Origin of the sequence: Bradyrhizobium sp. 482_C4_N1_8, from assembly GCF_052075965.1 — a bacterium.
Classification (GTDB): domain Bacteria; phylum Pseudomonadota; class Alphaproteobacteria; order Rhizobiales; family Xanthobacteraceae; genus Bradyrhizobium; species Bradyrhizobium barranii.
Map to the genome: position 1 here is coordinate 7,557,501 of NZ_CP197231.1, position 19,701 is coordinate 7,577,201.

Here is a 19,701-nt window from a genome sequence, read left to right on the forward strand (position 1 = left end):
CCCTGGGTTTGCTTGAAACCTCCTATGTATTCAGAAGTCTCATACCTTCTCTTGATAACCGGAAATCCAAAACCTCTTCGATCGAAATCTAAAGGCCTAGGCATCTCTCATTTCTGATCGAACCCCACACCAATGTCTTTCGACAAAGGTCTTGGAGTTCCGGCTATCGAAGGTGGGTTTCCCCATTCGGAAATCCATGGATCAAAGCTTCTTCGCAGCTCCCCACGGCTTATCGCAGCGTAGCACGTCCTTCATCGCCTCTCAGCGCCAAGGCATCCACCGAACACCCTTAAGGCACTTGATTGCTCTCATTATCAATGTCCACACACTCGGCAGAATGTTGTCTGCAGAATTACCTTGCGGCACGCGCCCTCGATGAACGCTATCTGCAGCCGGACAATGATTAGAAAGACCAGCTTGCTTCGTAAGATCGTTCCGATAGCGAGGCGGTCAAGCTTCGCTAAAAGGATCATTTACAACTCGCATTCCTCTCAGACGCAGCCTTGTGAGCTACATTGAAAGGCGCACGAGCGCCGAAATGATCCGGAGATAATGAAGTATCGCGCAACAATTGCTTGTTGCCCGATCCAACTCGGATCGATCTCCTCTTTACGATGTCAGAAATCACGCAGCTTACTGTCCATCCGGACTAGTAAGTGCGAAGTGATGTTTCGCGGACGATTTAGGTGCACGATCAGTCGATGATCAAACCATCTGGTGGAGCCAGACGGGATCGAACCGACGACCTCATGCTTGCAAAGCACGCGCTCTCCCAGCTGAGCTATGGCCCCGTAACCAGAAGACGAATGCTCACTCGATGAGTGTGGTGGGCCTGGGAAGACTTGAACTTCCGACCTCACGCTTATCAAGCGCGCGCTCTAACCAACTGAGCTACAAGCCCCTAACGCATATCCAGTCAAGGACCAGGGATTCTGCAAGCTTGCAGCCCCAGCGCGTGTTCGTCCGCGAAGAAAGAGAAACGAAGACGGCGAAATCCCGCCAATGCAGCTCAACAATCCTGACGATCGTTGGCCACTGATGTTTCTAAAACGGTTCGATAGAAGCAAGCTTCTGAAGAACCATCCTTAGAAAGGAGGTGATCCAGCCGCAGGTTCCCCTACGGCTACCTTGTTACGACTTCACCCCAGTCGCTGACCCTACCGTGGCCGGCTGCCTCCCTTGCGGGTTAGCGCACCGTCTTCAGGTAAAACCAACTCCCATGGTGTGACGGGCGGTGTGTACAAGGCCCGGGAACGTATTCACCGTGGCGTGCTGATCCACGATTACTAGCGATTCCAACTTCATGGGCTCGAGTTGCAGAGCCCAATCCGAACTGAGACGGCTTTTTGAGATTTGCGAAGGGTTGCCCCTTAGCGTCCCATTGTCACCGCCATTGTAGCACGTGTGTAGCCCAGCCCGTAAGGGCCATGAGGACTTGACGTCATCCCCACCTTCCTCGCGGCTTATCACCGGCAGTCTCCTTAGAGTGCTCAACTAAATGGTAGCAACTAAGGACGGGGGTTGCGCTCGTTGCGGGACTTAACCCAACATCTCACGACACGAGCTGACGACAGCCATGCAGCACCTGTGTTCCAGGCTCCGAAGAGAAGGTCACATCTCTGCGACCGGTCCTGGACATGTCAAGGGCTGGTAAGGTTCTGCGCGTTGCGTCGAATTAAACCACATGCTCCACCGCTTGTGCGGGCCCCCGTCAATTCCTTTGAGTTTTAATCTTGCGACCGTACTCCCCAGGCGGAATGCTTAAAGCGTTAGCTGCGCCACTAGTGAGTAAACCCACTAACGGCTGGCATTCATCGTTTACGGCGTGGACTACCAGGGTATCTAATCCTGTTTGCTCCCCACGCTTTCGTGCCTCAGCGTCAGTATCGGGCCAGTGAGCCGCCTTCGCCACTGGTGTTCTTGCGAATATCTACGAATTTCACCTCTACACTCGCAGTTCCACTCACCTCTCCCGAACTCAAGATCTTCAGTATCAAAGGCAGTTCTGGAGTTGAGCTCCAGGATTTCACCCCTGACTTAAAGACCCGCCTACGCACCCTTTACGCCCAGTGATTCCGAGCAACGCTAGCCCCCTTCGTATTACCGCGGCTGCTGGCACGAAGTTAGCCGGGGCTTATTCTTGCGGTACCGTCATTATCTTCCCGCACAAAAGAGCTTTACAACCCTAGGGCCTTCATCACTCACGCGGCATGGCTGGATCAGGGTTGCCCCCATTGTCCAATATTCCCCACTGCTGCCTCCCGTAGGAGTTTGGGCCGTGTCTCAGTCCCAATGTGGCTGATCATCCTCTCAGACCAGCTACTGATCGTCGCCTTGGTGAGCCATTACCTCACCAACTAGCTAATCAGACGCGGGCCGATCTTTCGGCGATAAATCTTTCCCCGTAAGGGCTTATCCGGTATTAGCACAAGTTTCCCTGTGTTGTTCCGAACCAAAAGGTACGTTCCCACGCGTTACTCACCCGTCTGCCGCTGACGTATTGCTACGCCCGCTCGACTTGCATGTGTTAAGCCTGCCGCCAGCGTTCGCTCTGAGCCAGGATCAAACTCTCAAGTTGGACTTGAACTTTGAACCGGCTGATCACAACGTTTGACGAGGTCCCACCATTATTTCGACAACCGAAGTCGTCGAGCTGCCCGCGATTCACATCGCTGGCAGCGATGGTGTTTCCTTTAAAACGTGTACCGCCGAAGTCTTTCGTCCCCTCTCAGAACTCAAAAGCCGAAGCTCTTCAGTGTCCGAGAGGCGCAAGGACTCCGCCGTCCACGTTTCTCTTTCTTCATCTTCACTTGTCAAACAGCCCGGGACCAGGTGGCCCCAACCTTCCAGAGTGGAAGGGTTCCCGACACCCTCACCGACGATGAATGAACTCCAATCGACTTATGTCGACTGTTGTGTCACTCAACAAGGTGAGGAGCATCAAGAGCGTGCATGCTTCCCTTGGCATCTAGGCCAAAGAGAGCGCCCGACAGACGGGCAACGCTGGCAAACGCATAGACGCTCACTCACCTGACTTCAAGCAGAAAATGAAAAGTTTCCACTTCGCCAATCTTCTCGTGTCCGCGTAGCAGAGCAGCAAGCCTGCTCGTCCTGGTTAAGCCCAGACGTTCATCGACTTTCCACCCGGGCACTCAGATAGCCAGGACCTCGGAAGAGACCGCTCTGGCCGTCGAGTTAGGGAACGATGCCTCGGCACGCCCACGCGACGTTTGCAAAGGACCTCGGGCCATCGGGCCGGCCGGCCTCGTAGGCATCGCGCACGGCGGCGTCGGTGCGCGCTCGCTCCGCAGCATCGAGCGCTGCCACATACTTGCCGAGCGGCCCTTCGCCAGCGGCAATCGGCGTCCAATAGTCGGCAAAGCTTTTGTAGTCCATGCGGATCATCAGCTCTACTTCCGCAATGCTCACGAGACCCTGTTCGGCAAAAGTCCGTCTCAGTTCGCCCGGCTGCATCATTGGTTGAAAGCAATAGCGACTGCGCAGCTGGCGCCCGCTTTCACCGAGTGCCGCCACCGTGTCGACCATCATGCGCATGCCGGGCATCCCGCCGAGATGATCCCACACCGCTGCCGCGACCACGCCGCCCGGCCGAACGACGCGGCGCATCTCGGCTACTGCCTTACCGGCTTCGGGAACGAACTGGAGCACGAGAAGCGCCAAAGCGCGATCGAACGTGCCGCCCTCGAAGGGCAGGGCGCAGGCATCCGCCTGTCGGACTTTTATTCGCGGGTTTGTGTTGCGCCGGATTACCTCCTCGACAAAGATTGGCGAATAGTCGACCGCGGTAATCTCGGCGAGGTCGGCAGCTTTGGCGAGCGTGAAGGTCAAGCTACCGGTGCCGCAGCCGATCTCGAGAATCCTTTCGCCGTCGGAAATCCCTGTGAAGTCGATGAATTTCCGCGCGAGTCTTCGGCTCCAGCGGCCCATGAGCTGCTCATAGCCCGCGGCGCTGTGGACGTTGAATTCTGAGGTCATCGAAGTCTCCGTGCGCTTCCCAGATTTTTAGATCTCCAGGAGGTGGCTGCACAGCCGCTAACGCAATCGCATTGCGATCGCAGCGAGAACGCCGTGCTGCTTGCTCTGTGGATGCGTATGAGAAGATCCGTCACGGCGAGCTCCTTTTGAGGGCTACCATGCCTCATCGAGGCCGAGTTGCCCAAACACCTCGCGACGAAGCTCAACGAAGTGCGGATCGCCCCGGTGGCGAGGATAGGGCTGGCTGTTGACGACTTCAGCCTTGACCCGTGCAGGCCGGTCGCTCAGCACGATGACACGGCCAGCAAGCAATAGCGCCTCCTCGACATCGTGCGTGACCATCAGCGCCGTGAAGCGCGAGCGCTGCCAAAGTGATACGAGTTCCGCCTGCATCGCGATGCGAGTCAGCGAGTCGAGCTGGCCCAAAGGTTCGTCGAGAATGAGCAGCTTTGGGTCGTTGACAAGCGCACGCGCCAGAGCCGCGCGTTGCGCCATGCCACCGGAAAGCTGGTGCGGGTAGGCATTGGCGAAGCCCGTGAGCCCCACCAGGCGCAAGGCGTCTTCGATACGCCCGCCATGAGTGCGTAGCAACCCGCGGGCTTCCAGACCGAGCGCAACGTTGCTCCGTACCGTCCGCCATGGATAGAGCGTTGGGTCTTGAAAAACGACGACACGCGACGGATCGGGTGCTTCGATCTCTCTTCCCTCCGCTAGCAGGGAGCCGGCTGTTGGAGTGTCGAGCCCCGCGACCAGCCGCAGCAGGGTCGATTTTCCGCACCCACTCGGCCCCAGGAGAGCGACAAATTCGCCGCGGCCGACCTGAAGGCTGATGCGGTCCAATACCGGCAGGGGCTGCCCTTCGAGATCGAAGCTGTGGCTCACTTCGCGGAGCGTTAGCGTCGATCCACGGACCGCGTGATCGCTTGCGATCGCCGCTACCATCGCACCAGACCTTTCTGCCAGGATAGCAGGCGGTCCCGCAAGCGGAACAGCAGCGTGATCAGCCCTGAGCACAAGAACGCCATGAGCAGCAGCGCGGCGTACATATTGGCATAGGCCGCCCAACCTTGCGCCCATTGCAGGTACCAGCCGAGCCCCGCCTTCACGCCCAGCATCTCGGCTACGACAAGAACCGCAAACGAGTTGCCGAGACCCATGAACAGGCCAACAAAGACATGTGGCATTGCCGCCGGAATGGCAACCTTGAGCACGAGGAAGCGCTGGGTTGCTCCCAATGTCCGCGCAATATCGTAATAGGCGCTCTTCACGCAGGCGACGCCCGACCAGGTCAGCACGGTGACCGGAAACCCGGTGGCGAGCGCAATCAGGAAAATGCTGGCGCTGAAGCTCGACGGGAAAACGAAAAATGCGAGCGGCAGCCAAGCTGTCGCGGGCAGCGGCCCGATGAACCGCAAAACTGGGTGGATCCAATAACCGGCGAGCCGCGACCAGCCGATCGCCACGCCGGTTACGAACCCCACCGCCGCACCGAGAAAGTAACCGGTCGCGAGCAGACGCGCTGAGGCGAAGATGCCTTCAGCCAGCCGCCCCCAATCATCGATTACGACTTCGACAATGGCCTGCGGCGGCGGAAAGAACGGCAACGGCAGCAATCCAAGCTTTGCTGTGACGGCCTCCCAGGCAGCAAAAAACAGCGCGAGCGCAAACAGCCACGGGGAGAGCCGCTGGAGACGCTGAAAAGCAACAAAACGAACGCCGGCAAAGGCTGCCAGGGCGAGCGCAAGGGCCAACGCGCCGCAGGCAATCGCGAAGCCGCCCGTGTAGGCCCAATCGCTCTCGGGCTTATCCGGCCAGAGCGCAGTGAGCACGGCGACCATAGACCATGCGGCGGCAACAGACAGTCCGCCGATCAACGACCGAGTGGTCGAACTTTCAAAAAAGCCGAAACCCGATTTCTCTGATGGCCTCGGCACGTCATCGATGACCGAGCTCACTGCGGATCTTCCCAATCGGCTCAGCTTAGAACGTCAAGATAAATCCGCTCGGCGAACTTGGCCGGGTCAGTGCTTCGCTTCATGACGTTCACTGCCTTGAGTTCGTCGGTGTAGAGTAGAAGCTGCTTCTTGAGCGTGGCCCCGACCGGGTGATTGTGGTGAGTATGGCTACGATACATGGTGGCGAGATCCTCTACGGATCCTCTCCCGCCGTAGCCCGAATAGATTGCTGCGGCATCGGCGGGATCGCTGGCAACTTAGGTCTGCCCCCTCCAGTATCGATCGGGTCAGAGCGGCCGCCACCGGCATTTCGCTTCGGGTGGGGCTGCCACGTATCGCGAGAACGCAGCAGGTGCGGTCGGCGAATTCACCCGTCAAGTTCGTCGCGATCTCGTTGAGTTTGCCTTCCTTGAGCCAGAGGTAGGGCAGCGGATCTATCTCGGCCAGCGCCTGCACTTCGCCCTTGTCGACGGCAAGCGCGAGCAGATTGGCCGGGTACTGGCGCCACTCTACCTCTTGGGCCGGATCGATGCCCTTTTTGGCGAGGTAGATCGAAAAGAAGTTCTTCGCTGGGCTCGATTGATCGCTAATCCCGATGGCCTTGCCGCGCAGGGATTCCAGGCTGTCAATATTCGCAGCCTTGGAGCCGAGGAGCCGGATGCAGCCGCCGTGCACACCGGCGGTGATCCGAACGTCGAAACCTTGCTCCAGCGGTTTGAGCCAGCGCAGGGCCAATCCCAAACCGGCATCCGCCTTGCCAGTTGCAATCGCCTCCAACAACTGGTCGGTCGAACCGCCGAAATTGACGAATTCGACATCGAGGTTGTGCTTGGCGAAGATACCCCGCTCCTTTGCGACTGCCGCAGCGACGGTGCACGCCGCGTTCGCATTCCAGGCGAGTTTGAGTTGGCGGGGTGGGCCCTGCAGCTCTTCACTGCTCGCTGCGGCGCGACAAATAAGAGGCTCGCCGGGAATATAAGACAGCGATCCAGTCCCGGATGCCGTCAGCGCGCGAGCCGCTCCAAACATTCCAAGCGGCGCCGTGGCGCCGAGGGTGCAAACCAACGTCAACACCGAGCGGCGGGAGAAGGCGCCCCGCTTCGCTTCGGACAGACCTTTCGTCAAGCTGTTGCCAATTTCGCGCTTTTCCATGTGTCACTCCCAAACTCGCGTGTGAATGGAATAGAACTGGGCGGCGCTTTGCGGGGCCTTAGCTCACCTCTCTTTGGGCATGATCCGAGCCCGTCTGCTACACAGGTGTGAAGAGCTTCACATTAACGCAAAAAATTGGAAGGAGATAGCCGCGCGGCGATTAAGGCTCTTGTCAATCGTGTTGACCTACTCACGGCGGCGTCTGTCGCATTTGATCGCGATCGGCGCGAGTAGATGGTCAATATCTGAGTCGACACGCACCAGCATGCATGGAGCCTGCGTTGCGCGAATTGAGCAACGCCCGGACCGAGATCATGCAGGATAGGCTGAACTTCGACGCTAAGTTCAGCATGCTTTGGAATGGTCGGCTTCCCGCTTCGCTAGCTTGATCCCGGGAATGGCATCAATGTTGCGCCGGGGCATACTTACAAGGAGGTCGCATGATTACCGCCGTTGTACGATACACACTGCCGCCGCAGATCGACCACGCCGCGTGTCGCGAGCACTTTCACATGATCGCCCCCAACTTCCGCGGGGTGACGGGGCTGATCAGCAAGCACTTCATCTGGTCCGAAAGCGGCTGGGCGGGCGGCGTGTACCAGTGGGAGCGTATCGAGGACGCTACGGCGTTCTACACCGGGCCGTGGCTCGAGGGCATCATCCAGCGCTACGGCATGAAGCCGCAGATCGATTTTTACGAGGTTTTTGCGCTAACAGACAACACGCGCGGTAAGGTTGAGCTGTTCGAGGAGGCCGTTGCTCCAAATGACCCCAGCAGATAGCTCTTCTGCCGCACTAGCGCGTAGAGGTGGCGTTGTATGAGAGGATAGCTGCGGAATCCTCACGTCATCGTAGCAAGTCCACGCCGCGACCGAATGCGACGATCACTCTGATCTTGGCTCTTCGGAGACGTGCCGATCAGGGCAAATGTCCACGTTTCGCCAAGAACTGCCCTCCCCGTTAAGTCGCAGTTTGACCCAACCCAGACATATCTTGCACCGGAGACAAGTAGCCCTTTGGGCGTCCGGTAAGGCCGCCGCCTCGCCGGACCGATTAAGGTTCGACCGCTTTAGTTGAATGTTTGCAGCCTCAATTTGAGCGATCCGTCGGCTTGGCGTTCGAAGACGTGCGTCGCCAAACCACTGAAGGGAGACGGCTTGCCCTCCTTGTCCTTACCCGTAGCGCTCCACTTGGCTGCGCCGAAGACTACCTTGTCGTCTCCGCCGGCATCGATCATCTCCAACTTGTGATCCGTCACACCGCTCGCGAAGAGTCCGGCAAAGAACTTCTCGATCTCGGCCGGCGCCGACGCGACCTGATGTGTGGGCGGCATCAATTTTGCCGTCGCGACATAGGAGGCGCCGATGACTTTCTCGTCGTGCTTATTAAATGCGGCATCCCAAGCGGCGTAAGCCTTCTCCACGTCCCCCTTGGCGTCCGCGGCCAACGAAATTCCCGGCGCGCCGAGCAGACAAATGAGTAGTGTTGAAGACCGTTACAGGAATTTCTCGCGGCCCTGCGCTTTGATCTCGGTCTCCAGTTGCTGATCGAGCTTGTCTAGGCTTCGCCTCAAAACCTCGACTTCGTGCGGATCGAGCGCGGCCATGAGCTTGCGCTCGACCCGAACCACGAATTTCTCGATATCCTTGTAGACCTTGCGGCCATCGGTCGTGAGGCTCAGGCTGGCGCGGCGGCGGTCTGCCTTATCCACGTCACGATGAATCAGCCCTCGACGCACCAGCAATTCGATGGAGCGCGCGACCTTGAACGCGTCGGACGAGGTCAATGTCGCAAGTTGCGTGGCCGTCAGCGGCTGATGCCTGGCAATGACCGCAAGGCTTCGCCAGGCCGGCATCGTCAGCTCGTAACGATCTTCGTACATGGGGGAGATGAAGCTGCCCAGCCGCGAAGCGATGAGACCGAACCGGTACCCGGTCCAGTTCTCGAGCGGGAGGATCGTGCTGACCTTGTTCATCAAGACAATTTGCTCGCGGTGAAGGGAGCAGAACCATAACGAGTTGCACTGCACCGCTCAACCGCTCGCTTTCCGGACGATCGCGTCATTGACGCAGGGGCGAATTACTTGCATAATGCAAATAATGAGCATTCAAAAGAACCAAGGAGGATCACCATGTCGAAATCGACTGACGGCCAGGATCTGACGCTGGTTGGCCCGGGTACGGTCATGGGCGAGATGATGCGGCAATACTGGATACCCGCCGCTCTCTCTTCGGAACTATCAGTCGACGGCGATCCAATGCGCCTGATGCTGCTCGGTGAGCAGCTCATTGCCTTCCGTGACAGCTCGGGCCGGGTTGGCGTGCTGGATCATCAATGTCCGCACCGTTGTGCCTCGCTGTTCCTCGGCCGTAACGAGCAGGACGGTATCCGTTGCGTCTATCACGGCTGGAAGTTCGACGTTGACGGCCGCTGCCTCGAAATGCCGAACGTCCCCCCTCCGCAGGATTTCAAGGAAAAGGTCCGCGCAAAAAGCTACAGGGTTCGCGAGTGCGCGGGCCTCATATGGGTTTACATGGGCGCGCGGGCCGAGGCGCCGCCGATGCCGATGCACGAAGCGCTGTTCGTTCCGGAGCAGGATCTGACCGTCACCATCCTCCAACGCGAAGCCAACTGGCTCCAGGGCCTCGAAGGCGATATCGACACGTCGCATTTCGGCTTCCTGCATGCCGGACACATCAACCCTGATGATTTCGAGGAAGGCCACCCGGCCCGTCACACGGTTTCCAACCGAGCGCCGGAGTACAAGGTCACCGAGACCGACTGGGGCACGATGTACGGCGCGTTTCGGCCGGAAGCGGACGATCGAATGCACTGGCGCATGGCGCATTTCTCACTGCCGTTCTGGACCCAGACCCCGAACGCCGACTTTGCCGACCACGTGGTCGCCAAGGCGTGGGTGCCCATGGACGACACTCACACGATGCTGATCTCGATCTATGGCGGCCGCGCCAAAGGGGCGACTTACTCGAGTTCCAAGCTGAAATCCGGTGGTGGCATCCCCGGGGCCGACGGTCTCGATTATCTACCCAACACCACGGACTGGTATGGGCGCTGGCGTGCGGTCCAGAACATCGGCAACGACTGGCAGATCGATCGCGAAGCTCAGCGCACCAACAAGATCTACACCGGCATCCGCAACATCGTGATGCAGGACCAAGCCGTCACGGAAAGCATGGGGCCGATCGTCGATCACACCAAGGAACATCTCGCACCGAGCGACGTGATGATCGCGCGGACGAGGCGGCGCCTGCTCAACGCTGCACGGGCATTCGCCAACAGCGGCACCGTGCCGCCCGGCGTCGACGATGCCGAGGTGTTCTGGAACGCGCGCGCAGGCTCCTACTACGCTGACGCGAAGATCGACTGGCTCGAGGCCTATCAGGACAAGTTGAAGACCGCCATTCGCTGGCGTGCCCCGAGCCCGCAAGCCGCGGAGTAGCGACAATGGCCACGCCGGACCGGGAAACGCGCGCGCGCATCACGCGCCGCGCTACGGTGTTTGGACTGACGGCCTCTTCGATCCTGCCGTCGATCATGGCTCCGTCGAGAGCGGAGGGTGAATGGTCCTCGCTGGTCGCCGCCGCAAAGAAGGAAGGCCGCGTGGTGCTCTACAGCGCGTTCGTCGGCCTTGCCGCGCACAAGGAGCTCAAGAAGGACTTCGAGTCCGCCTACGGAATCACCGTGGACATTCTCGAAGCACGCGCGAGCGAAGTCCGGGAGCGCATCCGCATCGAGCAGGCTGCGGGCCGCAACGCAGCCGACGTCTCCGAGAACGGGCGGACCACGACCACGCTGCAGATCAAGGAGGAGCGTGTCTTCGAACCGCACGGCCCCCTCCCCAGCCTCGGCCGTCTCAAGACGGACTTCCCAAGCGACGGCATGCGGCTCCCTGTCTTTGCCATCGTATACGGCATCCTGGCGAACACCATGCTGGTCAAGCCGGCGGACGAGCCGAAAAGCTGGCTCGACCTGACGGATCCGCGCTGGAAAGGAAAAATCCTCAGCGACGATCCGCGGACGCTCGGCGGCGGCGGCGTGCTCTTCTCGGTCCTGCAGGACCTCTACGGGCGCGCCTTCCACGAGAAGCTTGCCCAGCAGGACCTGAAGTTCAGCCGGGAGATACCCGCAAATGAGCGCCGCGTAGCGCGCGGCGAATACCCGCTCTACATCCCCGACAGCCTGACGTCGCTGCTCGAACTTAAGGGCCTCCCGGTCAAGTTCATCGCGCCGAAGGAGGGGCTGCCCTATGTCGGCTACGATCTCGCGCTGCTGAAGAATGCACCCCACCCCAACGCGGCGCGGCTGCTGATGGAATACTATCTGGGCAAGACGATGCAGCAGAACCTTGCGAGGCTCGGGCTGCTGCCGACCACGGCGGACGCGCTGACCGGTGTCGATCCCGCGGTGGCACAAATCGAAACAACGAAGCTTCTCGGCACCACGGATCCAGAACGCATGAACGAGATGCTGTCTTTGGCTCAGCAGATCTATCGCTGAGAGGCATTCCCGGCTTAAGGGGCTGCGCCGGCCTGCTCCGGCACAGCCCAAGCCGACTGCTGCGGAACGACGACGGTCACATTGTCTCCGACGGAGAAGCCACCGAACGGCGGCGCATCGACATTGAGGCGGCTATCGTCCGTCTGCACCACGACGGACCGGATCGGACCGCGGAAGATCGTATGCGCAATCTGTCCGGACCATCGAAGTTCGTGGTCACTGTGAGCCGCATCTGGGGCCGCGATACGGGCGTCCTCGGGACGAACCATGACGGTCACGGGCCGCCCGGGCCGGATCTCGCTTGCCGACTGGCACGCTCCACGCCAGCCCTTGCCGACGACGTTGAGCCGCACCCGGCGATCGTCGATCCGCGTGCAGGCCTCCACACTGGCCTCCAGCAGGTTCGGTGTTCCGAAGAAGGCTGCCACGATCCGGTTTGCGGGATAGCGATAAATCTCCTCGGGCGCTCCGATCTGCTGGATTCGACCGCGATCCATCACGACCACACGGTCGGACAACGCCATCGCTTCGGCCTGATCATGTGTCACGTACAGGCTCGTCATCCCAAGCCGTCTCTGGATCGAACGGAACTCGTCGCCCATCTGCAGACGGAGCTTTGCGTCGAGATTGCTGAGCGGCTCGTCGAGCAGCAGCACCTTGGGTTCGAAGACGAGGGCCCGCGCGATCGCGACCCGCTGCTGCTGGCCGCCGGACAGCGCCGGTGCCGGCCGCTCGGCAAAATCCTGCATCTCGACGAGGCGAAGTGCCCTGGCGACGAGATCGCGTATCTCGGCCGCGGATTTGCGGCGCACCCGCAGCGGATAGGCGACGTTCTCGAAGACGGTCATGTGCGGCCAGATCGCGTATGACTGGAAGACCATGCCGAGCCGCCGGCGCTCCGACGGAACAAAGACGCCGCGAGCCGCATCGCTGACGACCTCGTTGCCGATGCTGATGCGGCCGCCGGAATTTTGCTCGAGGCCCGCGACCATCCGCAACGTCGTGGTCTTGCCGCACCCCGACGGCCCCAGCAGGGTGACGAATTCACCCTCGCTGACCCGCAGGTCGACGCCGTCGACCGCGACGAAATTACCGAAGCTCCGGCTTACTTTCTCAAGAACGACATTCGACATGGCACGATCCAAGCCTGGTCACATTCCACCGATACGGCTGCTGATGAACTTGAGTTGAACCCACCGGAAGACGATCACGAGAACCATCATGATGAGCCCGATCACGCTGACCTGCTCCGCATTGCCGTTCGCCCACAGCTTCAGCAGCACGACAGACAACACCTCGGAGCCGACAGAATAGAGCAGAACGGATGCGCTCAGCTCGCGCATGATGCCGAAGAACACCAGCACCCATCCGACGGCGAAGGAAGGCCAGGCCAGGGCAAGGACGATGCGCCTCATGGTTTGCAGCCAGCTTGCGCCATGCACCCGGGAGCACTCCTCGAGGTCGAACGAAAGCTGCGCATATGCGCTCGACATGGCGCGCACCGAAAGCGGCGTCCCAAGCGAAATATAGGCCAGCAGCAGCGCCCAGATCGTGCCGTAGATCGGAATCGCGTGAGGCAGCAGAGCAAACCCCCAGAGAAACCCGACACCAAGGACGATACCGGGCATCATCCACGGCAGCCAAGCCATCGAATCGATCAGCAACCGGCCTCGCCACTTCGTTCGGACCGAGACATAGGCGACGGTTGCGCCGAGCAACATCGTCAGCGTGGCGCCGACGAGGCCCAGGAACATCGTGTTGCTGAACCCGCGCCAGAACTCGCTGCTGCCGAATACCGCCTGATAGTGCTCGAGGGTCAGCATGTCCCACTGGTAGAACCCGAAGAACTTGAAGAACGAGCCGATGACGAGTTGTCCGACCGGGAGAACCACCGTCACCACAAAGAACAGAACGCAAAAGGCAAAGGTTGCCCATCGCCATGCACCGAGTTTCATCACCGAAGGCGAATAGCCCTTGCCAGTGATGGTCTGAAAACTTCGGCCGCGCAGCATCCGCCGCTGCAGAAGAACGATCAGGAACAATAGCGCCATGATGACGAAGCTGATCGCGGTTGCATACTGATATTGCGGCGGCGACCGCTGGTTGATCGAGTCGTAGATGTCCGTCGTGATGACCCGAATTCCCGCCGGTGAGCCGAAGAAGAGCGGCGACTCGAAATTCTCGATGCCGCGAATGAAGCTCAGGATGGCCGCACCGGTCAGCGCGGGCAGCATAAGCTGCAGCGTGACAGAGCGAAAAGTTCGCAGGCGTGATGCGCCGCACATGGTCGCCGCCTCCTCGAGACTCGGATCCATCGCTCGGAAGGCGTCCACGATAAGAAGAAACAGGAACGGCACGGAATACTGCATCATGTGCCAGACTACGCCGCCATATGAATAGACGTTGATCGGCGCTGTCTCCGATCCCGTGACCCACTGATAGAGCTGATTGAGCAATCCGACCTGCGGATTGCCGAGCATGCCCCACGCCATTGCGGTCAGGATGGGGGGAATGAAGAATGGCAGCGTGATCAGGACTTCCAGAGCCGCCCGGAATGGCGTGTCGGTTCGCGCCAGTATCCAGGCGAGCAGGACGGCCAGGATTACCGAAGGGATGGTCTTGGCCAGGGATATGCCGACGGTGTTGAGGAGTGTCACCGCGCTTTGCAGCGTGATGACGTCGCGATATCCGTCTAGATTGAAAGTGCCGGCCATTCCCGGCGGCGTCGAATGCAGGCTTCCATAGAGCAGCATCGACAGCGGATAGACGGAAAGGAAGGCGAGAACGACGACGAGCAGAGCGAGCGCCGCAAGGCGGCCTGCCGCAGTCGCCTGCAGCCACCGCCCGATCCCGCTCAGGCCGGTCGTACGCCTCTCGACGAGGTTGTTCACTCCCTCTCCGGCTGAAACGCTCATGGGTCTCTCAGGGATAGAGCTTCTTGGCGAGATCCATCATCGAGGAGCGCTCAGCCAGCTTGGCGGGACCAATGATCTTGGCATTCACGAACTGCTGCGCGTCCGGATTGGCGCGCTCGGCGGCCGCGGCGTTCACCGGAAGCATCCAGGCGTTCGCGTAGAGCAATTGCGACTCGACGCTGAGGAAGTGGTCGATGAACAAACGCGCAGCGTTGGGATGCGGCGCGTTCTTGAGCACCGCGAGATCCATCTCCGCGAAAGGTGCACCCTCCTTTGGAATCACGACTTTCACCGGCAGCCCCTTCAGATCGGACGTGAAGGCAAAGATCTGCGGGATATAGATGGCGTACTCGCCGCGAGCGACGCGCCGCGCGTCGTTTCGCATATCGCGGCTGAACACGGGCTTTTGCTCGGCGAGCTTCTGATTGAAGTCGATGCCCATGGTCTTTTCCAGGATGGCGAACATGGTATTCCCGCTGCCGAGCGGCCGCATGTCGTCCGAGAGGATCTTGCCCTTCCATTTGGGATCGTTGAGATCGTTCCAGCTCGTCGGGATGTCCTGCTCCTTGACCAGCCGCGTGTTGATGAGGATGCCCATCGGCTGCATGAAGGCCGGCACGCTGTATTCATTGGCTTTGAACGGCGGTCGCAAATGGGCGGCATTCGGGATCGGCGGCAGTTTCTGCACGAAATCGCCGTTCTTGAGTTGCTCCTCGATCATGGTCGTCGTGACCATTTCCGCGTCGCCCAGGAAGCGGCCGGCCGCCTGCTCGGTGCGGATGCGCTCGGAGAGCTCACTGGCACGGAGGTCGAGACTCTCGACCGGAATTCCGTACTTCGCTTCGAACGACTTGAGGACAGCCGTGAAGTAGGGAGCGCCCAAGGCCATGTTGTAGACCACGACCTTGCCTTCCTTCTTGGCGGCCTCGACGACCTTGTCCCAAGAACCGTCCTCGGCGTGCGCGGAGCTCAACAGACCCACGAAACAGGCGACAGCCGCCGACATCCCTAGCTTGAACAACACTTACTCCTCCCAATGCTCTTTTTTGCTTTGGCAATCCGCTGGTCTTCAGACTTCCAGGACAACATATTGCTTGTCGATCGTGACCTGAAACGTTTCGGCGCGCAGCTCACCTTCGATCAGCGCGCCTCCGGGCTCGACTTTCAATTCATAGCTTCGGACCTTGGTGCGATCTGGCTCGCACCATGACCGCCCGGTTCGCAGATCGAATTCCCAGCCATGCCACGGGCAGCGCAACAACTCACCGCGACGGCTGTATTGATAGTCACCGGGCCCCGTCGCCTCGACGAGCCCGACGATGCGCCCCTTGCACAGGGACGCCCCCTCATGCGGGCAACGATTGCCGACGGCGAAATACTCGCCCTCGACATTGAAGATGCCGATCTCGCGTCCATTGACCTGGACCAGCAGGCGCTGGCCCGGCGGGATCTGATCCACGGTCGCAACCACATGCCGCGCCATCAGTCCAGCCTGTAGAACTTGCGCGCATTCTCGTAGAGAAGCTGCTCGCGCTGGGCCTGCGTGAGATTGGCGCGAAACGCGTAGCGCGGATCGTCGAAATCCCAATGCGGGTAGTCGGTGGAAAACAGCAGCCGGTCCCATCCGATCCTGTCGAACAGATCGATCAATTCGGCTGACGTCGCCGGCTCTTCCATCGGCTGCGTGCTGAACCACACCTGCTCGCACACGTATTCCGACGGCGGCTTCTTCACGTGAGGAACCTCGCTCCGAAGGCGTGCCCAGTGCTTGTCCATGCGCGCATTGAGCGACGGCACCCAGCCCAACCCGCCCTCCATGATCACGACGCGCAACTCGGGAAAGCGCTCCAGGACGCCTTCAAACACGAGACTGGCCACGACCGCCTGCATGGTCTGGGCGACCGAGTGATGTTCCTCCATGTAATAGGATGTCCATCCGCCGCCGGTCGACGGATGGCCGTTGGTGCCACCGACATGAATCGTGATCGGCAGGTTGTTGCGCACGGCCGCCTCATAGATCGGCCAGTAGCGCCGGCGTCCGAGCGGCTCGTCCGTTTTGGGCAGGATCAGGATTTGGGTAAAGTTGGGATCCCCTCCCCTGGCATCGATCTCGGCGACGGAGGCAACCGTGTCCTCCTGGGCGATCAGCACCGAGGCCCTCAAACGCGGCTCCTGCTTCACCCAGCGTTCGACCTGCCAGGTATTCATCGCGCGGGTCAATGCGACGCCAAGGTCGAGATTTCTCTGACTGCCCGGATTCCAGCGCAGGGGTATCAACATGCCCACCTCGATCCCGTTCGGATCGAGGTGCTGCTTCTTCATCAGGTCAAGGCTCGATCCCGGCGGCCCGCCCTCCTCCGGATAGGCATCGATCCGCGCAGCGTCGGGCGACATGCGCGGATGCGACAGTGCCTCGGAGAAGGCGTGGCGCAGGTGGCTGCCATAGACCGTGAGATGCTCGATCCATTGCCTTTCCAGATAAGGATGCACCTCGGTCCAGGACGTCATCGCCGGATGGATGTCGCAATCGATGACTTTCAGCTTGTAGTTCGAGGCCCGTGGCCGCTCCAGCTCAACGGTGCTCATGGCACAACCTCCATGATCTGATCGGCCGTGGCCAATCGCGAGTAAGTGGCGAGCGCATTTTCACTGGCGATCTTGCGGAAAAGCGCATCAGGGAGCCGGCCGGAGAGGACCGCCTCCCCGTCGAAATGCCAATGCGGATAGTCGGTCGAGAACAGGAACAGCTCGTCCGACTTGATGTGATCGGCGAGCCGCATGATGGCCTCGCCGTCGTCCGCCGCATCGACCGGCTGGACGGTGAAACGCACATTGTTGCGGATGATCTCCGACGGCGTGCGCGTGACCCACGGAACTTCGGCTCGCACACCTTTCCATGTCTTGTCGGCGCGCCAGATGAATCCGCTCAGCCACGTCAATCCGGATTCGATTGCAACGATCTTGAGCCGGGGGAATTTCGCGAACACGCCCTCCGATATCAGGCTTTGAAGCTGGCTCTCGAATGCTGCGGACTGCGCCACATAGTCCTCGACATAGTATGACGGCCACCCGACCGCGGTAGGCGCATATCGATAGGCGCTTCCTGCGTGAATTCCGATCGTCAGGCCGAGGCGCTCGGCGCGTTCGTAGATGGGCCAGAGATGTCGCCGGCCTAGCGTCGTTTCACCGGACACCAGCATAAGCACCTGCACGAACCGGAAGTCGTCGGCGCGGCGGTCGATTTCCGCCACGGCGAGTTCCGCGTTGTGCGACGGGATCACGATCGAGGCGCGGAGCCGCGGATCCCGGTTGAGCCAGTGATCTCTGATCCAGTCGTTGGTCGCCCGGCAGAACGCTGCCGCCATATCCTCACTGTGAAGGACCTGCGCGCCGTAGAGGCAGTTCAGAATTCCATAGCGTGGTCGAAACCGATCGAGCACATGGTCTTGCATCGCTTCGAGCGAGGAGCCAGCCTTCGCACCGCCCGGGAGAAGCCAGTCTGGACGACAGGACAGCGGCGAATTCTGCGGATAGCTGGTCAGGCTCAGATTGAGACGATCGAGCGCGCGGACGGAGACCATCTCGCGCCAATAGTCGTCCAGATAGGGCAGGAGGACGCCCATCCCGGGCACCGCCGGGTGAAGGTCGCAATCGATTGCGCCGGCATACGTCCTCGCCTCATCAAGACCGGCGACCAAGCCGTTTCCTTCCATGTCACTCTCGCCACTTTTTTCTTGGAATTGGGAGATTGGGCTCTATGTTGATATGTCAATAAATGTTTTGTCAAGAAATTTGATCTGGATCAATGCGCTGCAAAATGCGGGACTTGGAACGAAGTCCATTGGAGATCTTCGAAAATGCCGGCGACCAAGAAATTCGAGAGGGAGAAAGCTTCGGACGAACGTTCTCGGAGTGCCGGAATGCTGGCTCGTGAGCATGTGGCCGTGCTGGTGTCGACCCTCGGCATGCGCCTCAACAGAGGTGCGACCGCGTATTACCGCGCGGCCTGGAACATCGGCATCGTGGAATGGCGTCTTCTCATGACGCTCAAGAGCATCGAATCCCTCAATGTCAGTGAGCTTTCCGACGCCGCCGACATCGACAAGGCTGCAGCAAGTCGCAGTCTCGCCGTCCTGGCGGATCGAGGGCTGATCTCGATCGAGCAAACTCGCTCCCGTGGCAGAGCCGCCATCGCCAAGCTTACCCGCGAAGGTAGAGATTTCGCCACGAGAATGGCCGAAGCTTCGCGTAAGCGCGAGGCTCGGCTATTCAAAGATTTCCCAACCGCCGACAAACAACAATTGTCGCAACTTTTACATCAGCTTTCTAATGCCTTGGATCATGCTGATTGGGAGCACTAACGGATCCCACAGCAGCGGCAGGATCAAATGAGCTACGATGCTCAAGTCCACCCCGCAGAATGTTTCTCGATAGGATGCCCCCGTCTCACTCACGGCACGCGCGACGCTCTTGCCCTCCTTAGGGAGACGGCCGGCGGTTTCGGATCGCCCCAAAGTCCTGCTAGGTGGTGCATTGTTCTGAAAGTTGTAGCCGTCTCTCGCTTTTCAACCCGGATCGCCCGCAACAATTCGTAGACGTGGCTAGGCTTGATCTCTGGGATCGTGAGTTTCCAATTGCCGGGTAAGCGTACCGTTTGAGCGACGACGGCCATTGAACGCGATGCTTCGTGCTCCAGATCGACCAGTGCTTGCGCATGTAGATTTCGGCGCACAGCTCGAAAGTAGGCAGGGTGACCTTGGTCTCTCCGGCTTTCGCTTCCTCAGGCGCCGCTCGCTTCTCCACACGATGTCGACGCCGGGTGCGCTGCGATCGCCTTTGACACGAAGACGCGCTGCGTCGCGGACAAGCCGCGCGTCCTTTAGCGACACGTCCTTGAGCGATCCTAGACCGAGCCAGCGCGGCTTACCTTCTTTCCAGTACCGGTAGCACCAGTTCTTGCAATCGCGATGACGAGGTAGAGACCGTCGCCGTTGTTGTTGCTGGCTGAGAAGATGATGACGGCACTGCGAAAATGCGAATAATTTCCGTTGGTCACTTTTGAGGGGCTGTGTGATAGGCCAAGCGGTCTCCCATCCTCAAGCAAGTCGATCTGGTCGGACCACTGTCAAAGTCTTGGCACTGGCCTGTTTCCGGCGACAGTGGCC

At 59.9% G+C, this 19,701-nt stretch carries 16 protein-coding genes, 2 tRNA genes, 2 rRNA genes and 1 pseudogene (1 of these 21 cut by a window edge); 4 read left to right on the forward strand and 17 right to left on the reverse strand.

Annotated features, from left to right (window positions below):
* The 8 genes and pseudogenes from AB7Z56_RS35760 to AB7Z56_RS35795 form a co-directional block, all read right to left on the reverse strand.
* Window positions 1–304, reverse strand: a 23S ribosomal RNA gene (locus AB7Z56_RS35760); it reaches 2,569 nt to the left of the window's first position.
* A 411-nt stretch (window positions 305–715) separates the two neighbouring features.
* Window positions 716–791, reverse strand: a tRNA-Ala gene (locus tag AB7Z56_RS35765).
* 33 nt (window positions 792–824) lie between these two features.
* Window positions 825–901, reverse strand: a tRNA-Ile gene (locus AB7Z56_RS35770).
* A 188-nt stretch (window positions 902–1,089) separates the two neighbouring features.
* Window positions 1,090–2,578 (reverse strand): 16S ribosomal RNA (locus tag AB7Z56_RS35775).
* The 16S and 23S rRNA genes sit together here with 2 tRNA genes alongside, the layout of an rRNA operon.
* 617 nt (window positions 2,579–3,195) lie before the next feature.
* Window positions 3,196–3,996 carry a class I SAM-dependent methyltransferase gene (locus tag AB7Z56_RS35780; protein WP_063985286.1) on the reverse strand — a complete coding sequence of 267 codons (801 nt, stop codon included), beginning with the start codon at window positions 3,994–3,996 and terminating at the stop codon, window positions 3,196–3,198.
* 153 nt (window positions 3,997–4,149) lie between these two features.
* On the reverse strand, window positions 4,150–4,938 hold the full coding sequence (locus tag AB7Z56_RS35785) for an ABC transporter ATP-binding protein (RefSeq protein ID WP_063985287.1): 789 nt from the start codon (window positions 4,936–4,938) through the stop codon (window positions 4,150–4,152).
* Window positions 4,932–5,870 (reverse strand): ABC transporter permease, encoded by a 939-nt coding sequence (locus AB7Z56_RS35790; protein WP_224517721.1) that lies wholly within the window; start codon window positions 5,868–5,870, stop codon window positions 4,932–4,934. The genes AB7Z56_RS35785 and AB7Z56_RS35790 overlap by 7 nt, the downstream gene beginning before the upstream one ends.
* A 101-nt stretch (window positions 5,871–5,971) precedes the next feature.
* Window positions 5,972–7,103 (reverse strand): annotated as a pseudogene (locus AB7Z56_RS35795) (ABC transporter substrate-binding protein).
* A gap of 440 nt (window positions 7,104–7,543) precedes the next feature.
* On the opposite strand from AB7Z56_RS35795, the gene AB7Z56_RS35800 reads away from it, so the two are divergent.
* Window positions 7,544–7,885, forward strand: a complete 342-nt coding sequence (locus tag AB7Z56_RS35800) for a hypothetical protein (protein ID WP_063985288.1) — start codon at window positions 7,544–7,546, stop codon at window positions 7,883–7,885.
* Between the two features lie 287 nt (window positions 7,886–8,172).
* Here the strand turns inward: AB7Z56_RS35800 and AB7Z56_RS35805 are convergent, their stop codons facing one another.
* Window positions 8,173–8,550: a YybH family protein gene (locus AB7Z56_RS35805; protein WP_283018477.1), complete on the reverse strand. Its 378-nt coding sequence runs from the start codon at window positions 8,548–8,550 to the stop codon at window positions 8,173–8,175.
* Window positions 8,551–8,598: 48 nt separating this feature from the next.
* A complete protein-coding gene (locus AB7Z56_RS35810; RefSeq protein ID WP_063985289.1) occupies window positions 8,599–9,078 on the reverse strand; it encodes a MarR family winged helix-turn-helix transcriptional regulator in 480 nt (159 codons plus the stop codon).
* Window positions 9,079–9,234: 156 nt separating this feature from the next.
* On the opposite strand from AB7Z56_RS35810, the gene AB7Z56_RS35815 reads away from it, so the two are divergent.
* Together AB7Z56_RS35815 and AB7Z56_RS35820 are read left to right on the forward strand one after the other, a co-directional pair.
* Window positions 9,235–10,563 carry a Rieske 2Fe-2S domain-containing protein gene (locus tag AB7Z56_RS35815; RefSeq protein WP_063985290.1) on the forward strand — a complete coding sequence of 443 codons (1,329 nt, stop codon included), beginning with the start codon at window positions 9,235–9,237 and terminating at the stop codon, window positions 10,561–10,563.
* A 5-nt stretch (window positions 10,564–10,568) separates the two neighbouring features.
* Entirely contained in the window at window positions 10,569–11,621 is a 1,053-nt protein-coding gene (locus tag AB7Z56_RS35820; protein WP_231144279.1) for an ABC transporter substrate-binding protein, read from the forward strand.
* Window positions 11,622–11,635: 14 nt separating this feature from the next.
* Here the strand turns inward: AB7Z56_RS35820 and AB7Z56_RS35825 are convergent, their stop codons facing one another.
* The 6 genes from AB7Z56_RS35825 to AB7Z56_RS35850 are packed head-to-tail and all read right to left on the reverse strand — an operon-like array spanning window position 11,636 to window position 18,249.
* Window positions 11,636–12,754: an ABC transporter ATP-binding protein gene (locus AB7Z56_RS35825; RefSeq protein WP_063985292.1), complete on the reverse strand. Its 1,119-nt coding sequence runs from the start codon at window positions 12,752–12,754 to the stop codon at window positions 11,636–11,638.
* A gap of 18 nt (window positions 12,755–12,772) precedes the next feature.
* A complete protein-coding gene (locus tag AB7Z56_RS35830; protein WP_231144278.1) occupies window positions 12,773–14,536 on the reverse strand; it encodes an ABC transporter permease in 1,764 nt (587 codons plus the stop codon).
* A 7-nt stretch (window positions 14,537–14,543) separates the two neighbouring features.
* The gene (locus AB7Z56_RS35835; RefSeq protein ID WP_231144277.1) at window positions 14,544–15,560 is read right to left on the reverse strand and encodes an ABC transporter substrate-binding protein; all 1,017 of its coding nucleotides are present in this window, start codon (window positions 15,558–15,560) and stop codon (window positions 14,544–14,546) included.
* A 45-nt stretch (window positions 15,561–15,605) separates the two neighbouring features.
* Window positions 15,606–16,019 carry a Rieske (2Fe-2S) protein gene (locus AB7Z56_RS35840; protein WP_063985295.1) on the reverse strand — a complete coding sequence of 138 codons (414 nt, stop codon included), beginning with the start codon at window positions 16,017–16,019 and terminating at the stop codon, window positions 15,606–15,608.
* Window positions 16,019–17,122 carry an amidohydrolase family protein gene (locus AB7Z56_RS35845; RefSeq protein WP_063985296.1) on the reverse strand — a complete coding sequence of 368 codons (1,104 nt, stop codon included), beginning with the start codon at window positions 17,120–17,122 and terminating at the stop codon, window positions 16,019–16,021. Before AB7Z56_RS35845 ends, AB7Z56_RS35840 begins: the two co-directional genes overlap by 1 nt.
* The gene (locus AB7Z56_RS35850) at window positions 17,119–18,249 is read right to left on the reverse strand and encodes an amidohydrolase family protein (RefSeq protein WP_063985297.1); all 1,131 of its coding nucleotides are present in this window, start codon (window positions 18,247–18,249) and stop codon (window positions 17,119–17,121) included. Before AB7Z56_RS35850 ends, AB7Z56_RS35845 begins: the two co-directional genes overlap by 4 nt.
* 144 nt (window positions 18,250–18,393) lie before the next feature.
* On the opposite strand from AB7Z56_RS35850, the gene AB7Z56_RS35855 reads away from it, so the two are divergent.
* Window positions 18,394–18,897: a MarR family transcriptional regulator gene (locus AB7Z56_RS35855; RefSeq protein ID WP_063985298.1), complete on the forward strand. Its 504-nt coding sequence runs from the start codon at window positions 18,394–18,396 to the stop codon at window positions 18,895–18,897.
* Between the two features lie 240 nt (window positions 18,898–19,137).
* Here the strand turns inward: AB7Z56_RS35855 and AB7Z56_RS35860 are convergent, their stop codons facing one another.
* Complete coding sequence (locus AB7Z56_RS35860) at window positions 19,138–19,611, reverse strand: Arm DNA-binding domain-containing protein (RefSeq protein ID WP_346283416.1); 474 nt, start codon at window positions 19,609–19,611, stop codon at window positions 19,138–19,140.
* Window positions 19,612–19,701: the final 90 nt, after the last annotated feature.